At 68.0% G+C, this 21,358-nt stretch carries 20 protein-coding genes; 13 read left to right on the forward strand and 7 right to left on the reverse strand.

Annotated features, from left to right (window positions below):
- The first annotated feature begins 39 nt into the window (after positions 1–39).
- Genes ACWDUD_RS15760 through ACWDUD_RS15770 form a run of 3 tightly spaced genes read left to right on the forward strand, consistent with a single transcriptional unit; the run spans position 40 to position 2,409 of the window.
- Positions 40–435, forward strand: coding sequence for a hypothetical protein (locus tag ACWDUD_RS15760; RefSeq protein ID WP_450109881.1), 396 nt, complete (start codon positions 40–42; stop codon positions 433–435).
- Positions 432–1,436: a hypothetical protein gene (locus ACWDUD_RS15765; RefSeq protein WP_450109882.1), complete on the forward strand. Its 1,005-nt coding sequence runs from the start codon at positions 432–434 to the stop codon at positions 1,434–1,436. The genes ACWDUD_RS15760 and ACWDUD_RS15765 overlap by 4 nt, the downstream gene beginning before the upstream one ends.
- 31 nt (positions 1,437–1,467) lie before the next feature.
- A complete protein-coding gene (locus ACWDUD_RS15770; protein ID WP_450109883.1) occupies positions 1,468–2,409 on the forward strand; it encodes a hypothetical protein in 942 nt (313 codons plus the stop codon).
- Positions 2,410–2,523: 114 nt separating this feature from the next.
- Here ACWDUD_RS15770 and ACWDUD_RS15775 read toward each other — a convergent pair whose 3' ends face one another.
- The 3 genes from ACWDUD_RS15775 to ACWDUD_RS15785 are packed head-to-tail and all read right to left on the reverse strand — an operon-like array spanning position 2,524 to position 5,595.
- Positions 2,524–3,168 carry a GTP pyrophosphokinase gene (locus ACWDUD_RS15775; protein ID WP_450109945.1) on the reverse strand — a complete coding sequence of 215 codons (645 nt, stop codon included), beginning with the start codon at positions 3,166–3,168 and terminating at the stop codon, positions 2,524–2,526.
- Between the two features lie 59 nt (positions 3,169–3,227).
- Positions 3,228–4,544, reverse strand: a complete 1,317-nt coding sequence (locus ACWDUD_RS15780; RefSeq protein ID WP_450109884.1) for an MFS transporter — start codon at positions 4,542–4,544, stop codon at positions 3,228–3,230.
- Positions 4,545–4,587: 43 nt separating this feature from the next.
- On the reverse strand, positions 4,588–5,595 hold the full coding sequence (locus ACWDUD_RS15785) for an aldo/keto reductase (protein ID WP_450109885.1): 1,008 nt from the start codon (positions 5,593–5,595) through the stop codon (positions 4,588–4,590).
- Positions 5,596–5,735: 140 nt separating this feature from the next.
- Here ACWDUD_RS15785 and ACWDUD_RS15790 point away from each other — a divergent pair, with 140 nt between their 5' ends.
- Entirely contained in the window at positions 5,736–6,305 is a 570-nt protein-coding gene (locus ACWDUD_RS15790; RefSeq protein ID WP_450109886.1) for a TIGR03086 family metal-binding protein, read from the forward strand.
- Entirely contained in the window at positions 6,302–8,002 is a 1,701-nt protein-coding gene (ilvD, locus tag ACWDUD_RS15795) for a dihydroxy-acid dehydratase (protein ID WP_450109887.1), read from the forward strand. Before ACWDUD_RS15790 ends, ilvD begins: the two co-directional genes overlap by 4 nt.
- 57 nt (positions 8,003–8,059) lie before the next feature.
- Here ilvD and ACWDUD_RS15800 read toward each other — a convergent pair whose 3' ends face one another.
- Together ACWDUD_RS15800 and ACWDUD_RS15805 are read right to left on the reverse strand one after the other, a co-directional pair.
- Positions 8,060–8,725, reverse strand: coding sequence for a chymotrypsin family serine protease (locus ACWDUD_RS15800; RefSeq protein ID WP_197257428.1), 666 nt, complete (start codon positions 8,723–8,725; stop codon positions 8,060–8,062).
- Positions 8,726–8,766: 41 nt separating this feature from the next.
- A complete protein-coding gene (locus ACWDUD_RS15805) occupies positions 8,767–9,549 on the reverse strand; it encodes a DUF6319 family protein (RefSeq protein ID WP_450109888.1) in 783 nt (260 codons plus the stop codon).
- 240 nt (positions 9,550–9,789) lie between these two features.
- On the opposite strand from ACWDUD_RS15805, the gene ACWDUD_RS15810 reads away from it, so the two are divergent.
- The gene (locus ACWDUD_RS15810) at positions 9,790–10,806 is read left to right on the forward strand and encodes an adenylate/guanylate cyclase domain-containing protein (RefSeq protein WP_450109946.1); all 1,017 of its coding nucleotides are present in this window, start codon (positions 9,790–9,792) and stop codon (positions 10,804–10,806) included.
- Here the strand turns inward: ACWDUD_RS15810 and ACWDUD_RS15815 are convergent.
- Entirely contained in the window at positions 10,754–11,461 is a 708-nt protein-coding gene (locus ACWDUD_RS15815) for a TetR/AcrR family transcriptional regulator (RefSeq protein WP_197252819.1), read from the reverse strand. The two genes, ACWDUD_RS15810 and ACWDUD_RS15815, sit on opposite strands and share 53 nt — an antisense overlap.
- A 123-nt stretch (positions 11,462–11,584) precedes the next feature.
- Here ACWDUD_RS15815 and ACWDUD_RS15820 point away from each other — a divergent pair, with 123 nt between their 5' ends.
- The gene (locus ACWDUD_RS15820; RefSeq protein WP_450109889.1) at positions 11,585–13,156 is read left to right on the forward strand and encodes an MFS transporter; all 1,572 of its coding nucleotides are present in this window, start codon (positions 11,585–11,587) and stop codon (positions 13,154–13,156) included.
- Positions 13,157–13,177: 21 nt separating this feature from the next.
- Here ACWDUD_RS15820 and ACWDUD_RS15825 read toward each other — a convergent pair whose 3' ends face one another.
- Positions 13,178–13,315, reverse strand: coding sequence for a hypothetical protein (locus ACWDUD_RS15825; protein ID WP_450109890.1), 138 nt, complete (start codon positions 13,313–13,315; stop codon positions 13,178–13,180).
- 166 nt (positions 13,316–13,481) lie between these two features.
- On the opposite strand from ACWDUD_RS15825, the gene ACWDUD_RS15830 reads away from it, so the two are divergent.
- The 6 genes from ACWDUD_RS15830 (at position 13,482) to ACWDUD_RS15855 (ending at position 21,337) form a co-directional block, all read left to right on the forward strand.
- Positions 13,482–14,435, forward strand: coding sequence for an AurF N-oxygenase family protein (locus tag ACWDUD_RS15830; protein WP_450109891.1), 954 nt, complete (start codon positions 13,482–13,484; stop codon positions 14,433–14,435).
- Positions 14,436–14,668: 233 nt separating this feature from the next.
- The gene (locus ACWDUD_RS15835) at positions 14,669–15,583 is read left to right on the forward strand and encodes an ABC transporter ATP-binding protein (protein ID WP_197252801.1); all 915 of its coding nucleotides are present in this window, start codon (positions 14,669–14,671) and stop codon (positions 15,581–15,583) included.
- The gene (locus ACWDUD_RS15840; RefSeq protein WP_450109892.1) at positions 15,580–17,193 is read left to right on the forward strand and encodes an ABC transporter permease; all 1,614 of its coding nucleotides are present in this window, start codon (positions 15,580–15,582) and stop codon (positions 17,191–17,193) included. The genes ACWDUD_RS15835 and ACWDUD_RS15840 overlap by 4 nt, the downstream gene beginning before the upstream one ends.
- Positions 17,194–17,357: 164 nt before the next feature.
- The gene (locus ACWDUD_RS15845) at positions 17,358–17,873 is read left to right on the forward strand and encodes an OsmC family protein (protein WP_450109893.1); all 516 of its coding nucleotides are present in this window, start codon (positions 17,358–17,360) and stop codon (positions 17,871–17,873) included.
- A 314-nt stretch (positions 17,874–18,187) separates the two neighbouring features.
- Positions 18,188–19,501: a bifunctional o-acetylhomoserine/o-acetylserine sulfhydrylase gene (locus ACWDUD_RS15850; RefSeq protein WP_197252804.1), complete on the forward strand. Its 1,314-nt coding sequence runs from the start codon at positions 18,188–18,190 to the stop codon at positions 19,499–19,501.
- A gap of 171 nt (positions 19,502–19,672) precedes the next feature.
- A complete protein-coding gene (locus ACWDUD_RS15855) occupies positions 19,673–21,337 on the forward strand; it encodes a class I adenylate-forming enzyme family protein (RefSeq protein ID WP_450109894.1) in 1,665 nt (554 codons plus the stop codon).
- Positions 21,338–21,358: the final 21 nt, after the last annotated feature.

The raw sequence follows: 21,358 nt of genomic DNA on the forward strand, positions 1-21,358 counted from the left end.
AGCAGCGCGATGTCGGCAGCGCGCGGATATCTTCCGCCCGTGCGGATTCCATCGGCATTACTTGGCCGCCGATGGCTGGCACATCGTTTGCTATGGTTCGACGGAACACATCGGGGGATTCTGTTCGGGGGGACAGTGACGTTGAAGGTCGATCCGGAGGCACTACGTGCGTTTGCCGCATCCGTCACCGGCACGGCCGAAGCTATCGCCGAATGGAATATCGGAGAACCGTTCGAACAGTCGCAATCGGCGCTTCCCGGAACCGATTTCGCAGAACTGTGTGTCCGCACGAATCTGGCAGCTGCATTCGCACTGAGCAACGTGCACTCGCGGTTGCTGGAGATCGCCGACCTCGCCGACGGCTCCGCGAACGACTACGAGATCACCGAAGCTGATTTCGTTGCCGCACTCTCCGCGATGGATCTGCCCCGGTGACGCCGACGGTCTCCGCCGTAGCCGCCTGGAATCCCGACGCGCTGCGGGGGACGGCAGGCTCTCTCGACGGACTCGTCGCGAAGTTGGACGGACGCCTCAGAAGCCTCGTCGACGACCAGGACGCACTCGCCGAGCAGTGGACGAGTGATGCCGCAAGTTCTGCGGCCGCACGAATCGTGCGTGAAAGGTCACTGGGCAGCGCAATCGCCGGGGCTCTCCAACAGGTCGCAGACGCCTATCGCACAGGCGCCGTCATCGTCGAAGGTGCGCGCACGCATCTGACGGCGGTCGTGCGCAGCGCCGAGCAACAGGAGTTCACTGTCCACGACGACGGCATCGTCGATGCGTCCTCCCAGATCGCTCTGCTGCAACTACTTCTTCCGGACCGGGAAAGCTTCGAGATCGCCCGAGTCCGGCTCGAGCGGGATGCCGCTGTGCTCACCGTCGCGGTCCTCGAAGGACTCCTCCAGGCCGAAGCTGCCGCCGTCGACGCATCTGCCCGAATCGGAACTGCGGTAACAGCACTCGAAGATGCAGGTCGAGCAGCTATACCCGGAAAGATCATTCGCTCCGAGAACGGCGAGTTTTCGTGGCGACCGGACATGGAAGCCACCGTTGCAGCCTCGACCATCGGTCTGATGGCAGACGCAACCGGAACGGGGTTGTTGAACGCAGCGATTTCGTCGGCCGACGACGTCGCCCGAAGCGTCGCGCGGGGGCTCGGACCGTTCGCTACCGCAATCGGCACCGTCCCGGCCATCCACAACGACATCGAAGGGGGCATGGAACCGACCCAAGCGGTGGTGACGGAAAGCGTCGGCTCTGCTGTCGGTTTCGGCGCTGCATTCTATGGGGCCAAGGGCGGCGCCGCTCTCGGAACCATGATCGCTCCAGGTTTAGGGACCGCAGTCGGTCTGGTGGCGGGCGCATTGGCCGGTGCAGGCGCGACATACCTCACTTCGAAGTCCATGCAGGCAGGTTGGCAGTGGCTCGAGCAATAGCACCGCAAACCACCTATGAACTGGAGTGCAAATGACCGGGCCTCTGCCGGAATCCGATTCGCCGAGGGTGGGAACAACTCCGGACGGGGAGGAACACACACCGTGGCCGCAGTTCCTGCGTCTGTTACCGCTCCTCCTGTCGTGTGCGCTCTCGGGAATCGGAATGCTGTGCCTCATTCTTTCCCTGCACAACCTGGCCCACGCTCCCGTGTTCGTGTCCGTCGGGTTTTTCGGTGGAGCAGCGGTGACGCTTTCGCTTTCCCTTGTCTCGTTCCGGGAATCAGGATTTCGACATATCCGCCTGCCGAGCACTGTTCACGTCCGCGAACATTCCGACTACGGCGCAGGAGTGCACATCCCGATGAGCCGGAAGTTGGTTCCCTTCCTGACAACAGCGTTGGCCGGTGGGGCCGCATACGGCGCATCCGCCGCAATCGGCTGGCACCTGGGCGTCGGGGAATTTCTGCTTCCGTCCGGTCGCGACACTCGCGACGATGCGACCTTCATGGCGGTCTTCGCGGCAGGCTCGATCAGCCTCATCCTGTTGTTCACGCTGATCCGCATCGATACAGCGGTGAGCATTTATCAGGGCGGTGTCGAACGCTACGTTCGACGACGAATACTGTTTTCCACCACGGTTTCCCGACTGTTTCTTCCCTGGGACGAAATCTCTGCCATCGACGTCGGTGATCTCGGGGGGAACTTCGGTCCGGACAAGCATCCTGCGATCGACTTGCACACCGCGTTCGTACCCGAGTTCGCGCGAACGCCGCACGACAACGCGCACAGGATCACACTGATGGCGCACGTACTGCCTGTCGAACCCAACACTTTGCTCGGGCTCCTCAGGCAACTGCGCGACGAACCCGATCGACGCGCGCTCATCGCCCGGCCCGACGCAGTCGAACTTCTGCGCCCACCGCCACTTCGCGATCGCTTTCGGGTTGCCCGTGCACTGAAGCGGGCGCGATGAGTTTGCGCTCCCCGGATCCGATACGAGTCCGGACTGTCACGGAATCCACCGAGCGAAACGACAAACGCGCGGTGCGGGCAGCGCGCGGATACCTTCCGCCCGTGCGGATTTCGATCAGAATGTTCCGTGGACGCGTTCGTGCAGCGACTCCATGCGCAGGTCGAGGTCGCGCGCGGTGTCGGCCGCGAGACGCAGTTCGTCGCGCAGCTCGTCGGGAACGGCACGGTCGTGCTTGTAGTAGATCTTGTGCTCGAGACTCGCCCAGAAATCCATTGCGACCGTGCGGATCTGCAGTTCGACGTACACGGATTCGACGCGGTCGGACATGAACACCGGGATCTCGACGATCACGTGCACACTGCGGTAGCCGTTGGGTTTGGGATGCTCGATGTAGTCCTCGATCTCGACCACACCCACGTCGCCCTGCCGGGTGATCATCTCCATGATCCGATAGACATCGGAGGTGAAACTGCACGTGATGCGGATACCCGCAATGTCGCGGATGTGCTCGCGAATGGCTTCGAGATTTCGCGGCACGCCCTTGCGCCGAGCCTTCTGCAGGATCGAGTCGGGGGACTTGAGCCGCGATTTGACGTGCTCGATCGGGTTGTAGTCGTGGATGTACGAGAACTCGTCGCGCAGGATGTTGATCTTCGTCATCATCTCGTCGATGCCGAACTTGTACACCATGAGGAACCGCTGGATATCGCGCTGCAGCTCGACCGGGGGACGCTCGTGTTCGGAAATCGGGTCGATCACGGGATCCTGCAGAGCGACCAGATCGCCGTGATCCGTGTCGCCCACCGCCGCTGTCACTGTCAATCCTCCTCGAACGTGCTCTCGTCCGAGTCTGCCAGCTTTCTGCGACGGCCGCCGGAACGGTCGAACAGCACCTGCCGAAGCGTGCGGGGTGACACCCCCGCGACGCGGCGGGCCTTGCCGCGCGAGATCAGGATGCCGGTGATCGCGATCGCCCAGATCGGGTACTGCGCCAGCCAGGCCACCCGGAAAGAATCGAACGTGTATCCGCCGAGCCGCTCGAGCACGATACCCATGACCTGCACGACGATGAGGGTCGCGAGGAAGCCGCCGATGTTCACGATGCCGTTGGCGGTGCCCAGCGCCGTGCTCGGGTTGAAGGCGCGGGCGTAGTCGAAGCCGATCATCGAACCGGGGCCGCCGACCGAGATGACGATGATCAGCAGCACCAGCAGCCACAGCGGGGCGGGGCCCGGCAACGCCAGCACCACCGACCACATGGTGACGCTGGCGAGCACGCTGCCGAGCACCAGCCAGGATCGGTGGTTCGGGAACCGCCCCGACAGCACGCCGAGGATCGGTCCGGCGAGGATGGCGGTCGCCACCGACACGGTGAGCAGCGAACCGGCCGCCGCGGCGGACAGGCCCTGCGCGGACTGCAGGTACGGGATGCCCCACATCAGCGCGAACGTGGTGACCGAGAACTGGGTGCCCATGTGCGTGAAGAACCCGAGCCGGGTGCCCGGGCGCTTCCACACGACGGCGATCTGCCCACCGACCGCGCGCAGACCGGCCGGTTCCGAGCGCACCTCGACGCCGGGCGGTGCGTCGCGCACGATCGCGACGACCAGCACACACGCGAGCACGCCGAGCGCCGCGGCGCTTCCGTACGCGGCGGTCCAGCCGGCGCCGGACAGGATCAGGACGAACGGCACCGCGGAGAGCACCTGCCCCAGCTGACCGAGGATGCCGGTCAGCTGGGACATCAGCGGTACCCGCCGCGGCTCGAACCACACCGGAACCAGCCGCAGCACCGAGATGAACGTCAGCGCGTCACCGGCGCCGACGAACACCCGGGCCGCGTAGGCGACGGGAAGCGATTCGGTGGTCGCGAGGACGAGTTGCGCGATCGCCATGACCGCGGCGCCGGTCGCGATCATCGTGCGCGAACCGAACCTGTCCAGCAGCACCCCGGCCGGGATCTGCATGCCGGCGTAGACGACGATCTGCAGGACGACGAACCCGGACAGGACGGCCGGGGAGACGTCGAACCGGTCGCTTGCGGCCAGACCCGAGACACCGAAGGCCGTGCGGTGCAGGACTGCGACGACGTAAGCGAAGACTCCGATGCCCCAGACCAGCCACACGCGCTTCATGATGTCTAGACCTTAACCCGTCCAGACAGGTTACTTTCGGGTACTACTCGCGGCCGAGGGACACCCACGTCGGGTCGGCGGCCCGCTGACCGACCACCAGATCCGCCAGCGCGTCCAGGCGAGCGACCTGCTCCCGGTCGAGCGTCAGGTCCAGCGCACCCACGTTCTCGGTGACCCGCTCGGCGAAACGGGTGCCCGGAATCGACACCGACGGCAGCCCGAACGTGCGGGCCTTGTCGTCGAGCCACGCCAGCGCCACCTGCGCGATGGTCGCGTCGAGCTCGTCGGCGACCGCCCGGACCTCACCGCGCACCTTCAGGTTCCCCGGCAGTGCATCCTCCGCAAAGCGCGGGAACCGGCGACGCAGGTCCTTCTCCTCGATCTGCGTCGCGTCGAACGCGTCGGTCAGCAGACCGCGGCTCACCGGCGAGTACGGCACGAACCCGATGCCGAGTTCCGCGGCGGTCGGGACCACGTGCTTCTCGACGTCGCGCGAGACGATGCTCCACTCGGACTGGATCGCCGCGATCGGATGGACGGCGTGCGCGCGGCGCAGTTCGTCGCCGGTCGCCTCCGACAGTCCGATGTTCCGGATCTTGCCGGCGCGGACCAGTTCGGCCAGTGCGCCGACCGTCTCCTCGATCGGGACCTCGGGGTCGACGCGGTGCAGGTAGTACAGGTCGACGCTGTCGACGCCCAGCCGCTGCAGCGACTCGTCGATCGCCTGCCGGGCGTACTCGGGACGACCGTTGATGCGGCGGTTGCCGGCGGGAGTGCTGCCGCCCAGCGCGCCGACCAGCCCGAACTTGGTGGCCAGCTGCACCTCGTCGCGGCGGTCCTTCAGCAGCTTGCCGACCACGGTCTCGCTGAGGCCGTCGCCGTAGACATTGGCGGTGTCGATGAACGTCACGCCCAGGTCCACGGCGTGGTGCAGCGTCGCCAGCGCCGCGTCGGGATCGGTCCCGCCGTAGACGGGGGCGACCGACATGGCGCCGTAGCCCTGTGCGCTGACGGTCAGGCCGGGGGCCAGTTCGACGGTGGGGACGGGCATGAACTCTCCTCGTGATTCCTCGGTTCCCGGGCCTGCGGAGCCCGGGCACGTATCCGTCGTTCGATCCTTCCCGAAATCCCCGACGCAGGCAGGACTTGAAATCGCGATGATCCCAACACCGTCGGACCTACGCTGAATCCATGGCAGTCGACTGGCTCGAATTGCAGCGCACGGCGGCCCGCGGATTCACCGAGCGGCTCGCACAGGTGACCGACTGGAAGGCCCCCACACCGGACACCGAGTGGGACATCGCCCAACTGGTCGAGCACATGGTCGACGAACAGCGGTGGATCCCGCCGTTGTTGGCGGGCATGACCATCGCCGAAGCCGAAGCCTCGCTCGCGCCGATCGGTGACGACCTGCGCGCCGAATGGTCCCGCTACGCCGAGTCCGCGACCACCGCATGGGCAGCCACCGCCCCGGACGCTCCCGTGCACCTGTCGTACGGCGTCGTGCCCTGCCTCAACTATCTGAAACAGCAGGTCGCGGACATCGCGATCCACACCTGGGATCTCGCCCGAGGCGTCGGGGGCGACGACCGCCTCGACCCGGACCTGGTGGCGGCGGTGTGGGCGGACCTGCAGCCCCAGAAGGACATGCTCGCGGCGAGCGGCCTGTTCGCCGACCCGGTACCGGTCCCGGACGACGCACCACTGCAGGACCGATTGCTCGCCCTGACCGGCCGCGACCCCCGAGGAGACACGTCATGAGCGAAGGCGCCCCCGACATCAAACCCCGCAGCCGCGACGTCACGGACGGTCTCGAGAAGGCGGCCTCCCGCGGCATGCTCCGCGCGGTCGGCATGGGCGACGACGACTGGGACAAGCCGCAGATCGGGGTCGCGTCGTCGTGGAACGAGATCACCCCGTGCAACCTGTCGCTGGAACGCCTGGCCCGGGCCGTCAAGGACGGGGTGCACGCGGCGGGAGGCTACCCGCTGGAATTCGGGACCATCTCCGTCTCCGACGGCATCTCGATGGGACACGAGGGCATGCACTTCTCGCTGGTCTCCCGCGAGGTGATCGCCGACAGCGTGGAGACGGTGATGCAGGCCGAGCGTCTCGACGGATCGGTACTGCTCGCCGGATGCGACAAGTCGCTACCCGGGATGCTCATGGCCGCGGCACGGCTGAACCTGGCCGGCGTGTTCCTCTACGCCGGATCGATCCTGCCCGGCACGGCGAAGCTGTCCGACGGCACCGAACGCGACGTCACGATCATCGACGCGTTCGAAGCGGTCGGCGCGTGCGCGCGGGGGCTGATGTCCCGCGACGACCTCGACGCCATCGAACGAGCGATCTGCCCCGGCGAAGGCGCGTGCGGCGGGATGTACACCGCGAACACGATGGCCAGCGCCGCCGAAGCGCTCGGCATGTCCCTGCCCGGCAGCGCTTCGCCGCCCGCCACGGACCGGCGACGCGACGGCTTCGCGCGCCGCAGCGGGCAGGCCGTCGTGGACCTGCTGCGCCGCGGAATCACCACCGCCGACATCCTCACCAAGGAGGCATTCGAGAATGCCATCGCGGTCGTGATGGCATTCGGAGGTTCGACGAACGCGGTCCTGCATCTGCTGGCGATCGCGCACGAAGCCGACGTGGAACTGACACTCGACGATTTCGTCCGAGTGGGCGCGCGGGTCCCCCACCTCGCCGACGTCAAACCGTTCGGGGCGCACGTCATGAAGGACGTCGACCACATCGGCGGTGTACCCGTGGTCATGAAGGCCCTGCTCGACGCCGGTCTGCTGCACGGCGACTGCCTGACCGTCACCGGACGCACCGTGGCCGAGAACCTCGCCGACATCGCGCCGCCCGACCCGGACGGCAAGGTGCTGCGTGCACTCGGCAACCCCATCCATCCGACCGGCGGCATCACCATCCTGCGGGGCACGCTCGCCCCGGAGGGCGCGGTGGTCAAGTCCGCGGGATTCGACGAATCGGTGTTCGAGGGCACCGCGCGCGTCTTCGAACGTGAACGGGCCGCGATGGACGCCCTCGAGGACGGCACCATCACCGCCGGCGACGTGGTGGTCATCCGCTACGAAGGTCCGAAGGGCGGGCCCGGGATGCGAGAAATGCTCGCCATCACCGGAGCCATCAAGGGCGCGGGTCTGGGCAAGGACGTCCTGCTGCTCACCGACGGCCGGTTCTCCGGCGGCACCACCGGCTTGTGCGTCGGGCACGTCGCGCCGGAAGCCGTCGACGGGGGCCCGATCGCGTTCGTACGCGACGGCGACCGGATCCGGCTCGACGTCGCGAACGGCACCCTCGATCTCCTCGTCGACGACGCGGAACTCGAGCAGCGCCGGACCGGCTGGGAACCGCTGCCGCCCAGGTACACCCGCGGGGTCCTCGCCAAGTACACGAAGCTGGTCGGGTCCGCGTCGATCGGCGCCGTGTGCGTCTGACCCCTCGTGCGTGGTTTCGGTAGCGGCAACTACCGGAACCACGCACGAGCACGGGAATCAGATGGGACGGAAGCCGCTTCCGACACCGCCGCGTGCGTTCACATCCGCCAGGATCGCGCTGAAGTTGGTGCCGACCTCCGGGCCGATGCACGGCGCTGCGAGGTACGCGTTCACCATCGCGACGAGGGTCGTGCCGATGACCAGAGGCGCACCGGAGTCGCCCTCGACGACGCAGACCTGGGTCCATGTCTCCTGCGACTCGAACACGTCACCCCAGACGAGACCACAGGTATTGCCGGTGGTGCGGCCCTCCTTGCAGGCCAGGTTCGGGAACTGCGGCGGCGCACCCACATCGGTGATCGTCACGTTCCCGACCCGATTCACCGGCGTGACCCTGCCCGGATCGAACTGGATCACCGCGTAGTCGAGTGCCTCGTTGCCGGCCACCACACGGCCGAGTACGCCAGCGCCCAGGTTGCGCTCGGACTTGACCGTCGCGCCCGGGCCACCGCAGTGGGCCGCGGTGAATCCGACCAGACGACCGGCAGCGTCGTAACCGATCGTGCTCAGGGTGCAGTCGAAGATGTCGGTGGTTCCGTCACCGAGCGTGATGCCGGACCCACCGCCGAGCGGTATCCCTCCGGGTACCGCCGTCGCCACCCCGGCGCCGCCTCCGATCAGGGCAATCGTTGCCGCGAACGCCATCGCCAACTTCTTGAACATTAGGCCCCTCCCGCCCGGCCACGACAGGCCGCGTCAGCGAGTCAGCCTATCTGGATGCCGGTCGCTCCGAGGCTCTCCAGAGCTTTTTTGGCTTCCTCCAATTGAGCGCTGAGCTGAGCGACCCGCTCCTCGGCGGCCTGCCGCGCCTCGTCGATCACCGACTGCACGGCCTCGAGCGCGGTCTCGTCACCCAGTTCCCGCACGGCCCGTTCGACCGCGTCCGGACCGACCGGCGTGGGCTTTCCGACCCGTCGCGCACCGTGTGCGACCGCCACCGTCCATTCGTTGTCCGGGTCGATCGTGATCGTGATGCTGACGCCGGGCTGCTTCTTCGGCCTGCGGGTCGCGGTCTTCGGCTTCGGGGCGGGCTCGGCGGACTGCGAGGGGGGTGTGGGCACAGCGGTCTCCTTCGTCGCGGGCTTCGGCGCCGCGTTCGAGGCGGGCTTCGGTGTCGGATTCGAGGCGGCGGGCTTCGACACGGACGCGGCGGCCGGCTTCGGTGCGGGAGCGGGTGCCGGTTTCGCGGACGGGCGCGGCGCGGCCGGAGTCGGCTCGGCGGCCCGGGACTTCGGCGTCGCCGGCCGGGTCAGGCGCAGTTCGTCGTATTCGAAGGGCAGTTCGTCGTTGACGCCCTTGGGCCGGACCGTGACGGTGCGACCGTCGATACCGATGACCTTCGCCGATGTCCCCGGCTCGATGCCCAAACTCGGAATACCCTCGATGAGATAGACGGTCGCGCGCCGGTCCTCAGCAAGTGCGGTGGTCAGCTCGGCAAGCTGCTCGTCGCTGAGGTGGTCTGCTCCGGCTCGTCTGCGGGGCGGCATGCCACGTCCTTCCTGGCTTCGGGTGAATTCGGTCCCGGGGTGGGTGGATCGCGAACACTGTCGCACAGAGGTACGACACGACCGTGTGCGACTCTTCGAAGGTCACGTCGTGTCCGCGGCGTGAACGGTGGGTGTTCGCCGAGCAGGTGGTCGGTCGCCCCGGCGGCGGTGAGGAGAGCAGGCGTGGAGGCTTCGGATCGGCAGACGGACGACCGCGGGTCGGCGGTGTCGGAGGCGACCATGTCGCTCGACCCGGAGTTGCTGACAGGAGTGCAGCGCGCATTCGAACGTTCCCTGCTCGGAGGCGACCGCCGCTACACCCAGCGACAGGCCGCGGAACTCGCCGGGGTTTCGACCGAGCGTGCCCAGCGTCTTTGGCAGGCATTGGGTTTCGCCGTCGACCCGGATCCGGGTGCGGTGATGTTCACCGACGGGGACGTGCAGGCACTGCGGAACATCTCGGCGCTCGTCTCCAGCGGCGCGGTCTCCCCCGACATGGAGGTGCCCGCCGCGCGGTCACTCGGCCAGTCGATGTCCCGCCTCGCCGAATGGCAGGTGTCGCTGCTCAACACCCATCTCCTCGACCGGCTCGACACGGCCTATGCGGGAACCGCCCCGGCCCCCGCGGAGATCGACGAGTTCGTCGGCACCCTGCTGCGCGACGTCCTGCAACTCGTCGAGGAGACCCAGATGTTCGTGTGGCGCCGCCACCTGGTCGCGACGACCGAACGCAACATCGTGCGGGCCCGCGAGGACGCGACGAGCCGCGACCTGGTCGTGGGTTTCGCCGACATGGTCGGCTACACGCGCCTGACGAGCCGCATCGAGGCCGACGAACTCAGCGACCTGCTCGAGGAGTTCGAGTCCGCTGTGACCACCGTCATCGCGCAGGGCCACGGATGGGTGATCAAGACCGTCGGCGACGAGGTGATGTTCGCAGCGGAGGATCCCGTCGACGGAGCCCGGATCGCGCTGGCGCTGCAGGAGTCGTTCGGGGCCCGGCCGGACGCCCCGGAGCTGAGGGTGGGGCTGGCATGGGGTCCGGCCCTGGCACGGTTCGGCGACCTGTTCGGCTCGGTCGTCAACATCGCGGCGCGATTGACCGGTGTGGCACGCCCCGGCACGATCCTCGTCGATTCGGCACTGGCCGACCGGCTCCGCGCGTCCGGCGAGTTCGAGGTGCGGTCGATCTGGAACCTACGCGTCAAGGACTTTCATCGGTTGCGACCGTCGGTACTGCGCGCGGCCCGTTCCTGACCGGGCGGCATCCCCGTGCGGCCAGGAAGTCGTCGACGATGCGTTCGCACGCCGCGTGATCGAGTGACGGCAGGGTCGCGAGTTTCGTGAACACGACGGGCCCGATCAGCTGCGCGAGCGCGAGGTCGTAGTCGAAGTCACCGAGCTGCTCCCGCGCGGTCGGGGTGACGAAGACGCGGTCGAATGCCTCGCGGTACCGCTCGACGAGACGCTCACGCAGCGAGAGCAGTTCCGGGCGTTCGTGGCTCAGCGCCTCGGCGCTGGAGTAGTCCCCGAGCCCCGGTCCGAGCCCCATCCAGCACATCGCGGTCAGCGGGATCGGGATCTCGTCGAGGATCCGGGCCTGCGCGACGACCAGCGCCACCAGCTGATCGCGCAGGTCACCGTCCGGCACGGGCGGGATCGGGGGCAGCATTCGCGCGAAGGCCGCCGCGACGAGTTCCTCGCCGTTGGCGAAATGCCGGTAGAGGGTGGCCCGCGCGACGCGTGCCAGTCCGGTCACCGCATCGATGGTGACCGCTTCCGCTCCGCCCTTCGCGAGCAGTGCGGTCGCAGCATCGAGCAGCCGTGCCCGCGACCTCGCCTTGCGGGGGTCCTCGTCGCCGTACCGACCGGGGGCGACCGGGTCGCGACCGTCGTCATCGGGGGCAGGCAGGGGCTGGGTACTCACGTCCACAGTTGTATCCGTTCGGCTTCGCCCTTGCCTGTGATACCGACAGTTCGGTTACGATACCGACAGTCTCGTTTCTTCGTGACCCCGCTCCGGGAAGGCCGGCTCGTGTCCGAAACATCGGAAAAAAGCTCGACCAGCACCACCGCAACACTCGAACACCCGTCACGCCTGACGCGGGCGCAGTGGTGGTTGCTGATCGTCGCCTGCGCGGCCGTGGCCCTCGTCGTCGCCGCGATGGCGTCGCTGAACATGGCGTTGCCCGACATCGCCGTCGACATCGGTGCGACCCAGAGCGAGCTGACCTGGATCGTGGACAGCTACACGCTCGTGCTCGCGGCGTTCCTGCTCCCGGCCGGCGCACTCGGCGACCGCTACGGCCGCCGCGGCGTGCTGGTCGCAGGTCTGGCGGTCGTCGCCGTATCGTCGGCACTGCCCCTCGTGCTCGACAGCCCGACATGGATCATCGCCGCGCGCGGCCTCGCCGGACTGGGCGCGGCCCTGGTCATGCCCGCGACCCTCTCGGTGATCACCGCCGGATTCCCGGAGGAACGCCGTGCACGGGCGGTCGGTGTCTGGGCCGGAACCGCGGGTGCGGGATGCATCGCCGGCCTGCTCGTTTCCGGCGTCATCCTCGAATACAGCTCGTGGATCATGATCTTCGTCAGCTTCGCGGTGGCCGCCGTGGTGCTGCTCGTGGCGTCGCTGACGATCGCGTCGTCGCGGGCTCACGAACACTTCCCGCCGGACCTGGTCGGCAGCGCCCTGTCGATCATCGCGGTGGGCCTGTTCGTGTTCGGGCTCATGGAGGGGCCACACCGCGGCTGGACCGACGCGACGGTCCTCGCCTGCATCATTCTGGGTCTCGCTGCCGCAACGGGTTTCGTCCTCACCGAACTACGGACGCCCGCTCCCCTGCTCGACGTCCGGTTGTTCACCCATCGCGCATTCGGCTCCGGGGCACTGACACTGCTGTTCCAGTTCGTCGCGATGTTCGGCGTCTTCTTCATCGTCGTGCAGTACCTGCAGCTGGTGCTCGGCTACTCGCCGCTCGGCTCGTCGATCCAGTTGATCCCGCTCATCCTGCTGGTGATGACGGTGTCGGTGCTCATCCCACCGCTCGTCCCGCGAGTCGGGCTGCGCTTCCTCTTCACCGGCGGCCTCGCCGTCCTCACGGGCTCGTTCGTGCTGATCGGGAATCTCGATCCGCAGTCGTCGACCGTTCTCATCAACGTGGCCCTGTTGCTGCCGGGCGTCGGGCTGGGCATGGTCTCTGCGCCGGCGACACACGCGATCGTGTCGAGCACGCCCGACGACAAGCAGGGAGTGGCGTCCGCGGTCAACGACGCCACCCGCGAACTCGGCGCGGCGATCGGCGTGGCGGTCGCGGGCAGCATGCTCGCCGCGATGTACGGCCGGAAGATCGAACCGGTCGCGGCCGCGATTCCGGATCCGACCGCCAGTACCGCCGTCTCGGATTCGCTGGCGTCGGCACTGAAGGTCGCGGAGGCCGCGGGACCACGTGGGGACGAACTCGCGGACCTGGCGCGGTCGGCGTTCCTCGCCGGCATGCAGCAGGCGTCGTGGACGATCGCGGTGATCCTCGCGATCGGCGCCGTGGTCGCGGCGTTCCTCTCCCCGGGCCGTTCCCGGGTCACGAAGGCCCGCGAACCGCACTGACCCCGGTTCGCGGCAGCGGCGTCAGCGTCCCGCGACTGCCTGGTCGGCGCACGTGCACCGTTCGGCGACCGGGACGTCGCGCATCACGTCGTCGACGTGCTGGCCGCATCCTTCCCAGCCGGTCTTGCCACACACCGGGCAGGTCACGGGATAACACATGGCGATGTACCTCCAGATACTTCGGGTCTGTCGATTGTGCATGCGCGTCGGCGAGCCCGCTGCAGCGGGCCGGGACCACTCGGCTGCACTTCACCCATTGTGCCGTGCGGGCACTGACTGTAGCCTCGGGTTAACAGTTACTGTCCGTCACACTAAAGGTGGAGACATGACCGCATCGCTCACGCGCTCCCAGGATGTTGCCGACACCGCCACCACCCGGGGATTCGTGCCGAAGGTGGCCCTGTCGGACCGCGAGGACACGGCCCGGCGCCTGCTCGCATCGGTCGCCCGGAAGTCGTACGACCCGATGATCGAGGTCGACTGGGAGGCACCCATCCCCGAGGACAAGTACGGCATGACCCCCGAGTGGAGCACGCTGTACGGCACCGCCCTGTGGGACGAGATGACCGAAGAACAGCGCATCGAACTGACCAAGCACGAGGCCGCAAGCGTCTCCAGCGTCGGCCTGTGGTTCGAGATCCTGCTCATGCAGATGCTTCTGCGCGACGTGTACAACCGCAACAAGCACTCACGTCACGTGCAGTTCGCCCTCACCGAGGTGGCCGACGAGTGCCGCCACTCGGTGATGTTCGCCCGCGCCGGCGAGCGCCTCGGCATGCCCGGCTACGGACCCGCGCCGTACATTCATCGCCTCGGCCGACTGTGGGGTGGTTTCTTCCGCGGCGCGAACGCCTACGCGAGCGTCATGGCCGCCGAGGAGATCCTCGACATGATGCAGCGCGACTTCATGCGCGACGAACGCGTGCAACCGGTCACCCGTACGGTCAGCAAGATCCACGTCCTCGAAGAGGCCCGGCACATCCGGTTCGCCCGCGAGGAGGTCGCACGGCGACTGACCGGCGCGAGCAAGCTGCGCCTGCAGGTCGAGCGGATCAATACGGCCGTAACGGTCTACTTCGTGGTCAAGAGCATGATCCGCGAAGAGGTCTACGCCAACGCCGGCCTGGACCGCGATCGCGCGGTCGCCGAGGCGAAGGCCAACACGCACTACCACGACCGGGTTCGCAAGTCCGGCGCGAAGCTCATGACGTTCCTCGACAGCGTCGGACTGATCGGCGGCCCGTCGAAGATCCTGTACAAGAAGGTGCACCTGCTCTGAGTTCTCCGCCCACGCCTGCGGGACCTTCCGGCGGGCACGGGCCGGGACATTCCGTCGATCTGCTCCTACCATCGGGAAAGGACCGACGAATCGATCCGGCCGAGCCCGCCGGACGCGGACCCGACTCCACCGCATCGGCCACACCCTGAATCGACGAGGGTGCCGGATCACCGAGCGTTTCTCCGGCGACTCGCTCGGCGGGCGAAGGAGGCCGGCATCCGGCAGGAGCAGGAATGACGAACGTCATCGAAACGCGGGACCTCGTGAAGACCTTCGGCTCCACCCGCGCACTCGCGGGTCTCGACCTCGAGGTCGGTCGCGCGGAAATCCACGGATTCCTCGGACCCAACGGCGCCGGCAAGTCCACGACCATCCGCATCCTGCTCGGGAGTCTGCGCGCAACCTCGGGTACCGCAACCGTTTTCGGTCGCGATCCGTGGACCGATGCGGTGGACCTGCACCGTTCGCTGGCGTACGTCCCCGGCGACGTGACACTGTGGCCGTCCTTGACCGGCGGTGAAGTCATCGACCTGCTCGGCCGGATGCGCGGCGGTCTCGACCCGGATCGCCGCGCCGAGCTGATCGAGCGTTTCGAGCTGGATCCGACCAAGCGATCCCGCGCGTACTCGAAGGGGAACCGCCAGAAGGTCGCGCTGATCTCGGCCTTCTCGTCCCACGCGGACCTGCTCCTGCTCGATGAACCGACCACCGGCCTCGACCCGCTGAAGGAGACGGTCTTCCGCGAATGCATCTCCGAGGCCCGTGATCGCGGCACGACGGTCCTGCTGTCGAGTCACATCCTCTCCGAGGTGGAAGCCCTATGCGAACGCGTGACGATCATCCGCGACGGCCGCGTGGTCGAATCCGGGTCTCTGGCGGACATGCGGCACCTGCGTCGGACGTCGATCACGGCCGAACTGCTCGGGGACCCGGGCGACGTCGAACACCTGCCCGGCGTCGCGGACGTGCGGCGCGACGGCAACGTCCTGCACTGCCAGGTGGACGGCGAGCACCTGGGCGCGCTGATCCGGACGCTCGGCGACGCCGGGGTCCGCAGCCTGATCTCGGCGCCTCCGACTCTGGAAGAGCTCTTCCTGCAGCACTACCGGACGGATACACCCATCGATGCCGAACGGGTGCCGCGATGACCACGACACGCGAGCGCCCCTCGACCACCGGTCACGATCTCGCGGGTACCGGCGCGCTGCTGCGTCTGTACCTGCGGCGCGACCGGATCTCGATGCCGTTGTGGGTCGCACTGTTCGCGATCGCCCCACCCCTCTATGTCGCGAGCGTCCAGAGCCTGTACACATCCGACGCCGAGCTCGCCCGCTTCGCGGCGGCGACGAACGCGAGTCACGCCGAAATCGCCATGTACGGACCGATGTTCGGCACGAGCCTCGGTTCGGTCGGCCTGTGGAAGGCCGGCGCCTACTTCACGCTGATCGCGATAGCGACGATCCTCACGGTCGTGCGGCACACCCGAGCCGAGGAGGAAACCGGGCGGGCGGAGTTGATCGGGTCCACCGTGGTGGGACGGTACGCCGGGCTCACCGCGGCACTGCTGATGGCATTCGGCGCATCGATTCTCACCGGCTTCCTTTGCACCGCAGCTCTTCTCGGCAAGGGATTGCCGCTCGGCGGATCGGCAGGTTACGGAGCCGCGCTGGCGCTGTCCGGGGCGGTGTTCGCAGCGATCGCGGCGGTCGCGGCACAGCTCAGCGCGAGCGCACGGATCTCGCGCGGTATCGCGTTCGCGGTGCTGGGTACCGCTTTCGCGCTGCGGGCCGTCGGCGATGCCGGATCCGGGACCCTCTCCTGGTTCTCCCCGCTCGGCTGGGCACTGCAGATGCGGCCGTTCGCGGCGGAACGGTGGTGGGTGGTGGTGCCACTGCTCGCCACGACCGCGGGCGCGACCACCCTGGCCTACGCACTCGCGCGCAGGCGTGACATCGGTGCGGGATTGATCGAGCCACGCCCCGGGCCGTCCGAGGCGCCGCCCGCTCTGGCCGGACCGCTGGGACTGGCCTGGCGGATGCAGCGCGGCACCCTGCTCGCCTGGACCGTCGGCCTGGGGTTGTACGGCCTGCTCATCGGAAGCGCAGCGAAGGGTGTCGGCGATCAGCTCGGCGACAACGCGGCGATCCGCGACCTGGTCGTGCGGATGGGTGGGTCCCAGTCGCTCGAACTCTCGTTCATCGGGTACGCGATGAGTCTGCTCGGCGTCGCCGGCGCGGCGTACGCGATCTCGGCGGCCCTGCGGCTGCACTCCGAGGAGGATGCACAGCGCACCGAGCCGGTGCTCGCTGGGTCGGTCGGGCGAATGCGTTGGGCTGCCGGACATATCGTGTTCTCGCTGGCGGGCCCGATCGTGGCGATGACCGTCGCCGGTGTCAGTGCGGCCCTGACCTACACGGTCGCGGTCGGTGACGGCAGCGTCCTGGGAAAGGTGCTCGGTGCGGCCCTGGTCCAACTGCCCGCCATATGGGTTCTCACCGGAGTGACCGTCGCCCTGTTCGGTATGGCACCGCGCTTCGCACCGGTCGCGTGGGGCGTGCTGGCCGCATTCCTGGCCGTGTTGTTCATCGGGCCGATCGCGCATCTCCCCCAATGGGTGCTCGATCTCGAGCCGTTCGGCCACGCACCGAAACTGCCCGGGAGCGAGTTCACGGCCACTCCCGTGCTGTGGCTGACCACCGTCGCCGCGGCCCTCATCGTGGCCGGTCTGTTCGCGTTCCGACAGCGCGATCTGCGCTGATCCTCGCTCACGAATGCCGTCGGGCGTCGGTATCGACGCTCGCGTGAGCGCTGCAGTGCCGAATGCGCAAGGCCGAAAATCCGTGCGCGCAATTCCCTAGTGCATAGATCGGAAATGTGGTTCCGTCGCGATACCCAACCGGCACTCCGCTTCGAAGGACCCTCATGACCACTGCACCCGTCTCCCACCTGCAGGCCGTCGTCGCGGCCAACCACGACGCCGTGAGCGAGGACCCGACCAAGGCCGCGGTCGTGTTCCGCGCCGACGCCCGAGCCCACTCCGCGGTCGCGAGCACCGTGACCCTCGGCCGGTTCGAGGTCGAGGTCGACGAACCCCCCGCGCTCGGCGGCGAGAACACCGCCCCCAACCCCGTCGAGTACTACCTCGCCTCGCTGTTGTCCTGCCAGGTCGTGACGTACCGGGTGTGGGCCGAGAAGCTCGGTATCACCGTCGACGGGATCACCGCCCGCGCCGAGGGCGATCTGGACGTGCGCGGCTTCTTCGGTTTCGACGACTCCGTCCGTGCGGGGTTCGGCGAGGTCCGCGTCGTCGTGACCCTCACCGGACCGGAATCGCGGGAACGCTACCTGGAACTGCAGGAAGCGGTCGACGCACACTGCCCGGTGCTCGACCTGACCCGCAACGCGACGCCGGTCCGCACGGTCCTCGAAACGGCCTGACCCTCGCCCGCCGGGCCGACGCGACGCGTCCCCGGAACGCTGGTCGGGATCAGGTTCACCGGTTATTGTCGGGTTCGTGAGCAACACACGAGCATGGTCGACGGGTCGCCCGTCGATGCGTCGTCGTGCGCAGTACATGTGTATCTGCGGGTGTTCGGGTCGCTGAGCGTCCCCGCCCGATCCTCCCCAGCGTGGTGTCCGCGCCGGCCGGCGAGTCGGCCGCAGCCGTCTGTCCGAACGCCGCCTCGTGCCGGACCACCGCCGAGTTCCTTCCCCGAAGTCCCAGAAATATCGAGTAGTACGGAGCAGCACCGATGAGCGAGACCACCCCCGACGCCGTCGATCCCACGGCGAGCTGGAGTTTCGAAACCAAGCAGATCCACGTCGGCCAGCCCGCCGGTGGCGACACCAAGGCCCGCGCCCTGCCGATCTACCAGACCACCAGCTACACCTTCGACAGCACCGATCACGCTGCCGCACTGTTCGGTCTCGCCGAGCCCGGCAACATCTACACGCGCATCATGAACCCCACCCAGGACGCGGTGGAGCAGCGCATCGCCGCGCTCGAGGGTGGCGTCGCGGCGCTGCTGCTGTCGTCCGGCCAGGCCGCCGAGACCTTCGCGATCCTCAACCTCGCCGAGGCAGGCGACCACATCGTCGCCAGCCCCTACCTGTACGGCGGCACCTACAATCTGCTGCACTACACGCTGCCCAAGCTCGGCATCGAGGTCACCTTCGTCGAGGATCCCGACGACCTCGAGCAGTGGGCCGCGGCGATCCGCCCGAACACCAAGGCGTTCTACGGCGAGACCATCGCGAATCCGAAGAATCACATCCTCGACATCCCCGGCATCTCCGGGGTCGCGCACGACAACGGCCTGCCGCTGATCGTCGACAACACGGTCGCCACCCCCTATCTGCTGCGTCCGCTCGAGCACGGCGCCGACATCGTCGTGCACTCGGCCACCAAGTACCTCGGCGGCCACGGCACCGCGATCGCCGGTGTGATCATCGACGGCGGCAAGTTCGACTGGACGCAGGGGCGTCACACCAACTTCACGACGCCCGATCCGAGCTACCACGGCGTCGTCTTCGCCGACCTCGGCGCGCCGGCCTACGCACTCAAGGCCCGCGTCCAGCTGCTGCGCGACCTCGGTTCCGCCGTCGCACCGTTCAACGCGTTCCTCATTGCCCAGGGCCTGGAGACCCTGTCGCTGCGCGTCGAGCGGCACGTCGCCAACGCCCAGCGCGTCGCCGAATTCCTCGAGGCCCGGCCGGAGGTCGAGTCGGTGTCGTACGCCGGTCTGCCGTCGTCCCCGTGGTTCGAACGCGGCAAGCAGCTCGCGCCGCGCGGCACCGGCGCGATCGTCGTGTTCGAGCTCGCGGGCGGTGTCGACGCCGGCAAGAAGTTCGTCGACGCCCTGACGCTGCACAGCCACGTCGCCAACATCGGTGACGTCCGCTCGCTGGTCATCCACCCCGCGTCGACGACGCATTCGCAGCTCACGGCCGAGGAACAGCTCGCCGCGGGTGTCACGCCCGGCCTGGTGCGCCTGGCGGTCGGCATCGAGCACATCGACGACATCCTCGCCGACATCGAAAGCGGTCTCGCCGCAGCCGCCAACTGACGGCGGATCCATCGCGAGGCCCGCTCCCGATTCCCGGGGGCGGGCCTCGTTGTCTGTTCACGCACCGTCGCGTGCACTCCCGTTCAGTGGTACAGGCCACTTTTCACGTCGATTCTGATGAGATGTTGTCAGCCGAGAACGGGGCCGGGTACTCGTCGGAAGGGCACGTCCATGTCAGCACCAGCAGATCTACAGCAGATGGTTCAGCAGGTCGTCGCGGCACTCACCGGGCCGGGGGGTCGCTTCGAGATCGCCCCGGAGGAGGTGCGCGGCAACCGAATTCCCGTGGTGCGCAACCGCGACCGCCGGGTCGGCGACCTGGTTGCCGCGTCGAAGACCTGGGGCGACCGCGACTACCTCGTCACCGCGGACCGCCGCCTGTCCTTCGCCGAGCACGCCGATGCGGTCGCCGCCGTGGCCACCGCACTGCGCGAGGACCACGGTGTCGGCAAGGGCGACCGGGTCGGGATCCTCGCCGCGAACTCGCCCGAGTGGGTCGTCACGTTCTGGGCGGCACAGTGCCTGGGTGCGATCGCGGTCGGTCTCAACTCGTGGTGGACACCGAAGGAGATCGAGTACGGCGTCGGTCTGGTGCGACCGAAGGTGATCGTCGCCGACGCCAAACGCGCTGCACTGCTTGCCGATTCGGGACTGTCCGGATTCGCGTTGCTCACCGTCGAGGACGACCTGCCGCGCATCGTCGCCGCCGGCGCCGGCGCGGAACTGCCCACGGCCGACGTGGACGAGGACGACCCGGCGGTCATCCTGTTCACCAGCGGCACGAGCGGACGCCCCAAGGGCGCCGTGCACTCGCAGCGGAACCTGCTGGCCGTCGTCGACTACCACCGGTTCTCCGATGCGCTGGTCGCGCACATGTACGGGCGCACCTACGACGACGCCGTGCCGAGCGACAACCGCTACCTGCTCACGTCCCCGCTGTTCCACATCGCGAGCCTGCACAATCTCGCGGTCCCGCGACTGGCGACGGGCAGCGCCGTGATCATGACCGAGGGCGGTTTCGACGTCGACAAGGTCTTCGGCCTGATCGAACGCGAACGGGTCACCAACTGGGGTGCGGTTCCGACGATGGCCGCGCGCATGCTCGAACACCCGGACACCGACCGTTACGACCTGTCGTCGCTGACCGCGTTCGCGCTGGCGTCGGCGCCGTCGTCGCCGGAATTCAAGCAGCGACTCCGCGCGAAGTTCCCGTTCGCGCAGCAGGCACTGGTGGACAGCTACGGCCTGACCGAGTGCAGCACCGCCATCGCGGTCGCCACCGCACCCGAACTCGAGGCGTTCCCAGGCACATTGGGCCGCCCGATCATGACCGTCGCGCTCGAGATCCGCGATCCCTTCGGGGAGGTGGTGCCCGACGGTGTCGAGGGCGAGATCTGTGTCCGCAGTCCGTTCGTGATGCTGGGGTACTGGGAGGACGAGACGGCGACCGCCGCCGCCCTCACGTCCGACGGATGGTTGCGCACCGGCGACTACGGCGTCGTCGAGGACGGCCGGTTGCGGTTGGCCGGCCGCCGTTCGGATCTGATCCTGCGCGGCGGAGAGAACGTGTACCCCACCGAGGTCGAACAGTGCCTCGAAGAACATCCCGCAGTGCACGAATGCGCGGTCATCGGTGTCGATCACGAGGATCTGGGCCAGGAGGTCGCCGCGGTCGTGGTGCTGCGGGCCGGTCACGATGCGAGCGAGGACGACCTGCGCGAGTTCTGCCGCGAGCGCCTCTCCTACTACAAAGTTCCCTCGCAGTGGCGGATCACTCGTGATCTGTTGCCTCGCAATGCAACCGGAAAGGTCCTGCGGCGCAACGTGACCGTCTGACCGCCCCTCCCCTCGTGCGCG

It is taken from the genome of Rhodococcus sp. NPDC003382 (assembly GCF_053589135.1).

Excerpts from the sequence above, each read along its gene's own strand:
- ACWDUD_RS15855 (WP_450109894.1), top strand. The coding sequence starts at position 19,673 with ATGTCAGCACCAGCAGATCTACAGCAGATGGTTCAGCAGGTCGTCGCG.
- ACWDUD_RS15800 (WP_197257428.1), bottom strand. The coding sequence starts at position 8,725 with ATGTTCAAGAAGTTGGCGATGGCGTTCGCGGCAACGATTGCCCTGATC.
- ACWDUD_RS15780 (WP_450109884.1), bottom strand. The coding sequence starts at position 4,544 with ATGAAGCGCGTGTGGCTGGTCTGGGGCATCGGAGTCTTCGCTTACGTC.
- ilvD (WP_450109887.1), top strand. The coding sequence starts at position 6,302 with ATGAGCGAAGGCGCCCCCGACATCAAACCCCGCAGCCGCGACGTCACG.
- ACWDUD_RS15835 (WP_197252801.1), top strand. The coding sequence starts at position 14,669 with ATGACGAACGTCATCGAAACGCGGGACCTCGTGAAGACCTTCGGCTCC.
- ACWDUD_RS15810 (WP_450109946.1), top strand. The coding sequence starts at position 9,790 with ATGTCGCTCGACCCGGAGTTGCTGACAGGAGTGCAGCGCGCATTCGAA.
- ACWDUD_RS15830 (WP_450109891.1), top strand. The coding sequence starts at position 13,482 with ATGACCGCATCGCTCACGCGCTCCCAGGATGTTGCCGACACCGCCACC.
- ACWDUD_RS15785 (WP_450109885.1), bottom strand. The coding sequence starts at position 5,595 with ATGCCCGTCCCCACCGTCGAACTGGCCCCCGGCCTGACCGTCAGCGCA.
- ACWDUD_RS15845 (WP_450109893.1), top strand. The coding sequence starts at position 17,358 with ATGACCACTGCACCCGTCTCCCACCTGCAGGCCGTCGTCGCGGCCAAC.
- ACWDUD_RS15825 (WP_450109890.1), bottom strand. The coding sequence starts at position 13,315 with ATGTGTTATCCCGTGACCTGCCCGGTGTGTGGCAAGACCGGCTGGGAA.
- ACWDUD_RS15840 (WP_450109892.1), top strand. The coding sequence starts at position 15,580 with ATGACCACGACACGCGAGCGCCCCTCGACCACCGGTCACGATCTCGCG.
- ACWDUD_RS15770 (WP_450109883.1), top strand. The coding sequence starts at position 1,468 with ATGACCGGGCCTCTGCCGGAATCCGATTCGCCGAGGGTGGGAACAACT.
- ACWDUD_RS15790 (WP_450109886.1), top strand. The coding sequence starts at position 5,736 with ATGGCAGTCGACTGGCTCGAATTGCAGCGCACGGCGGCCCGCGGATTC.
- ACWDUD_RS15805 (WP_450109888.1), bottom strand. The coding sequence starts at position 9,549 with ATGCCGCCCCGCAGACGAGCCGGAGCAGACCACCTCAGCGACGAGCAG.
- ACWDUD_RS15850 (WP_197252804.1), top strand. The coding sequence starts at position 18,188 with ATGAGCGAGACCACCCCCGACGCCGTCGATCCCACGGCGAGCTGGAGT.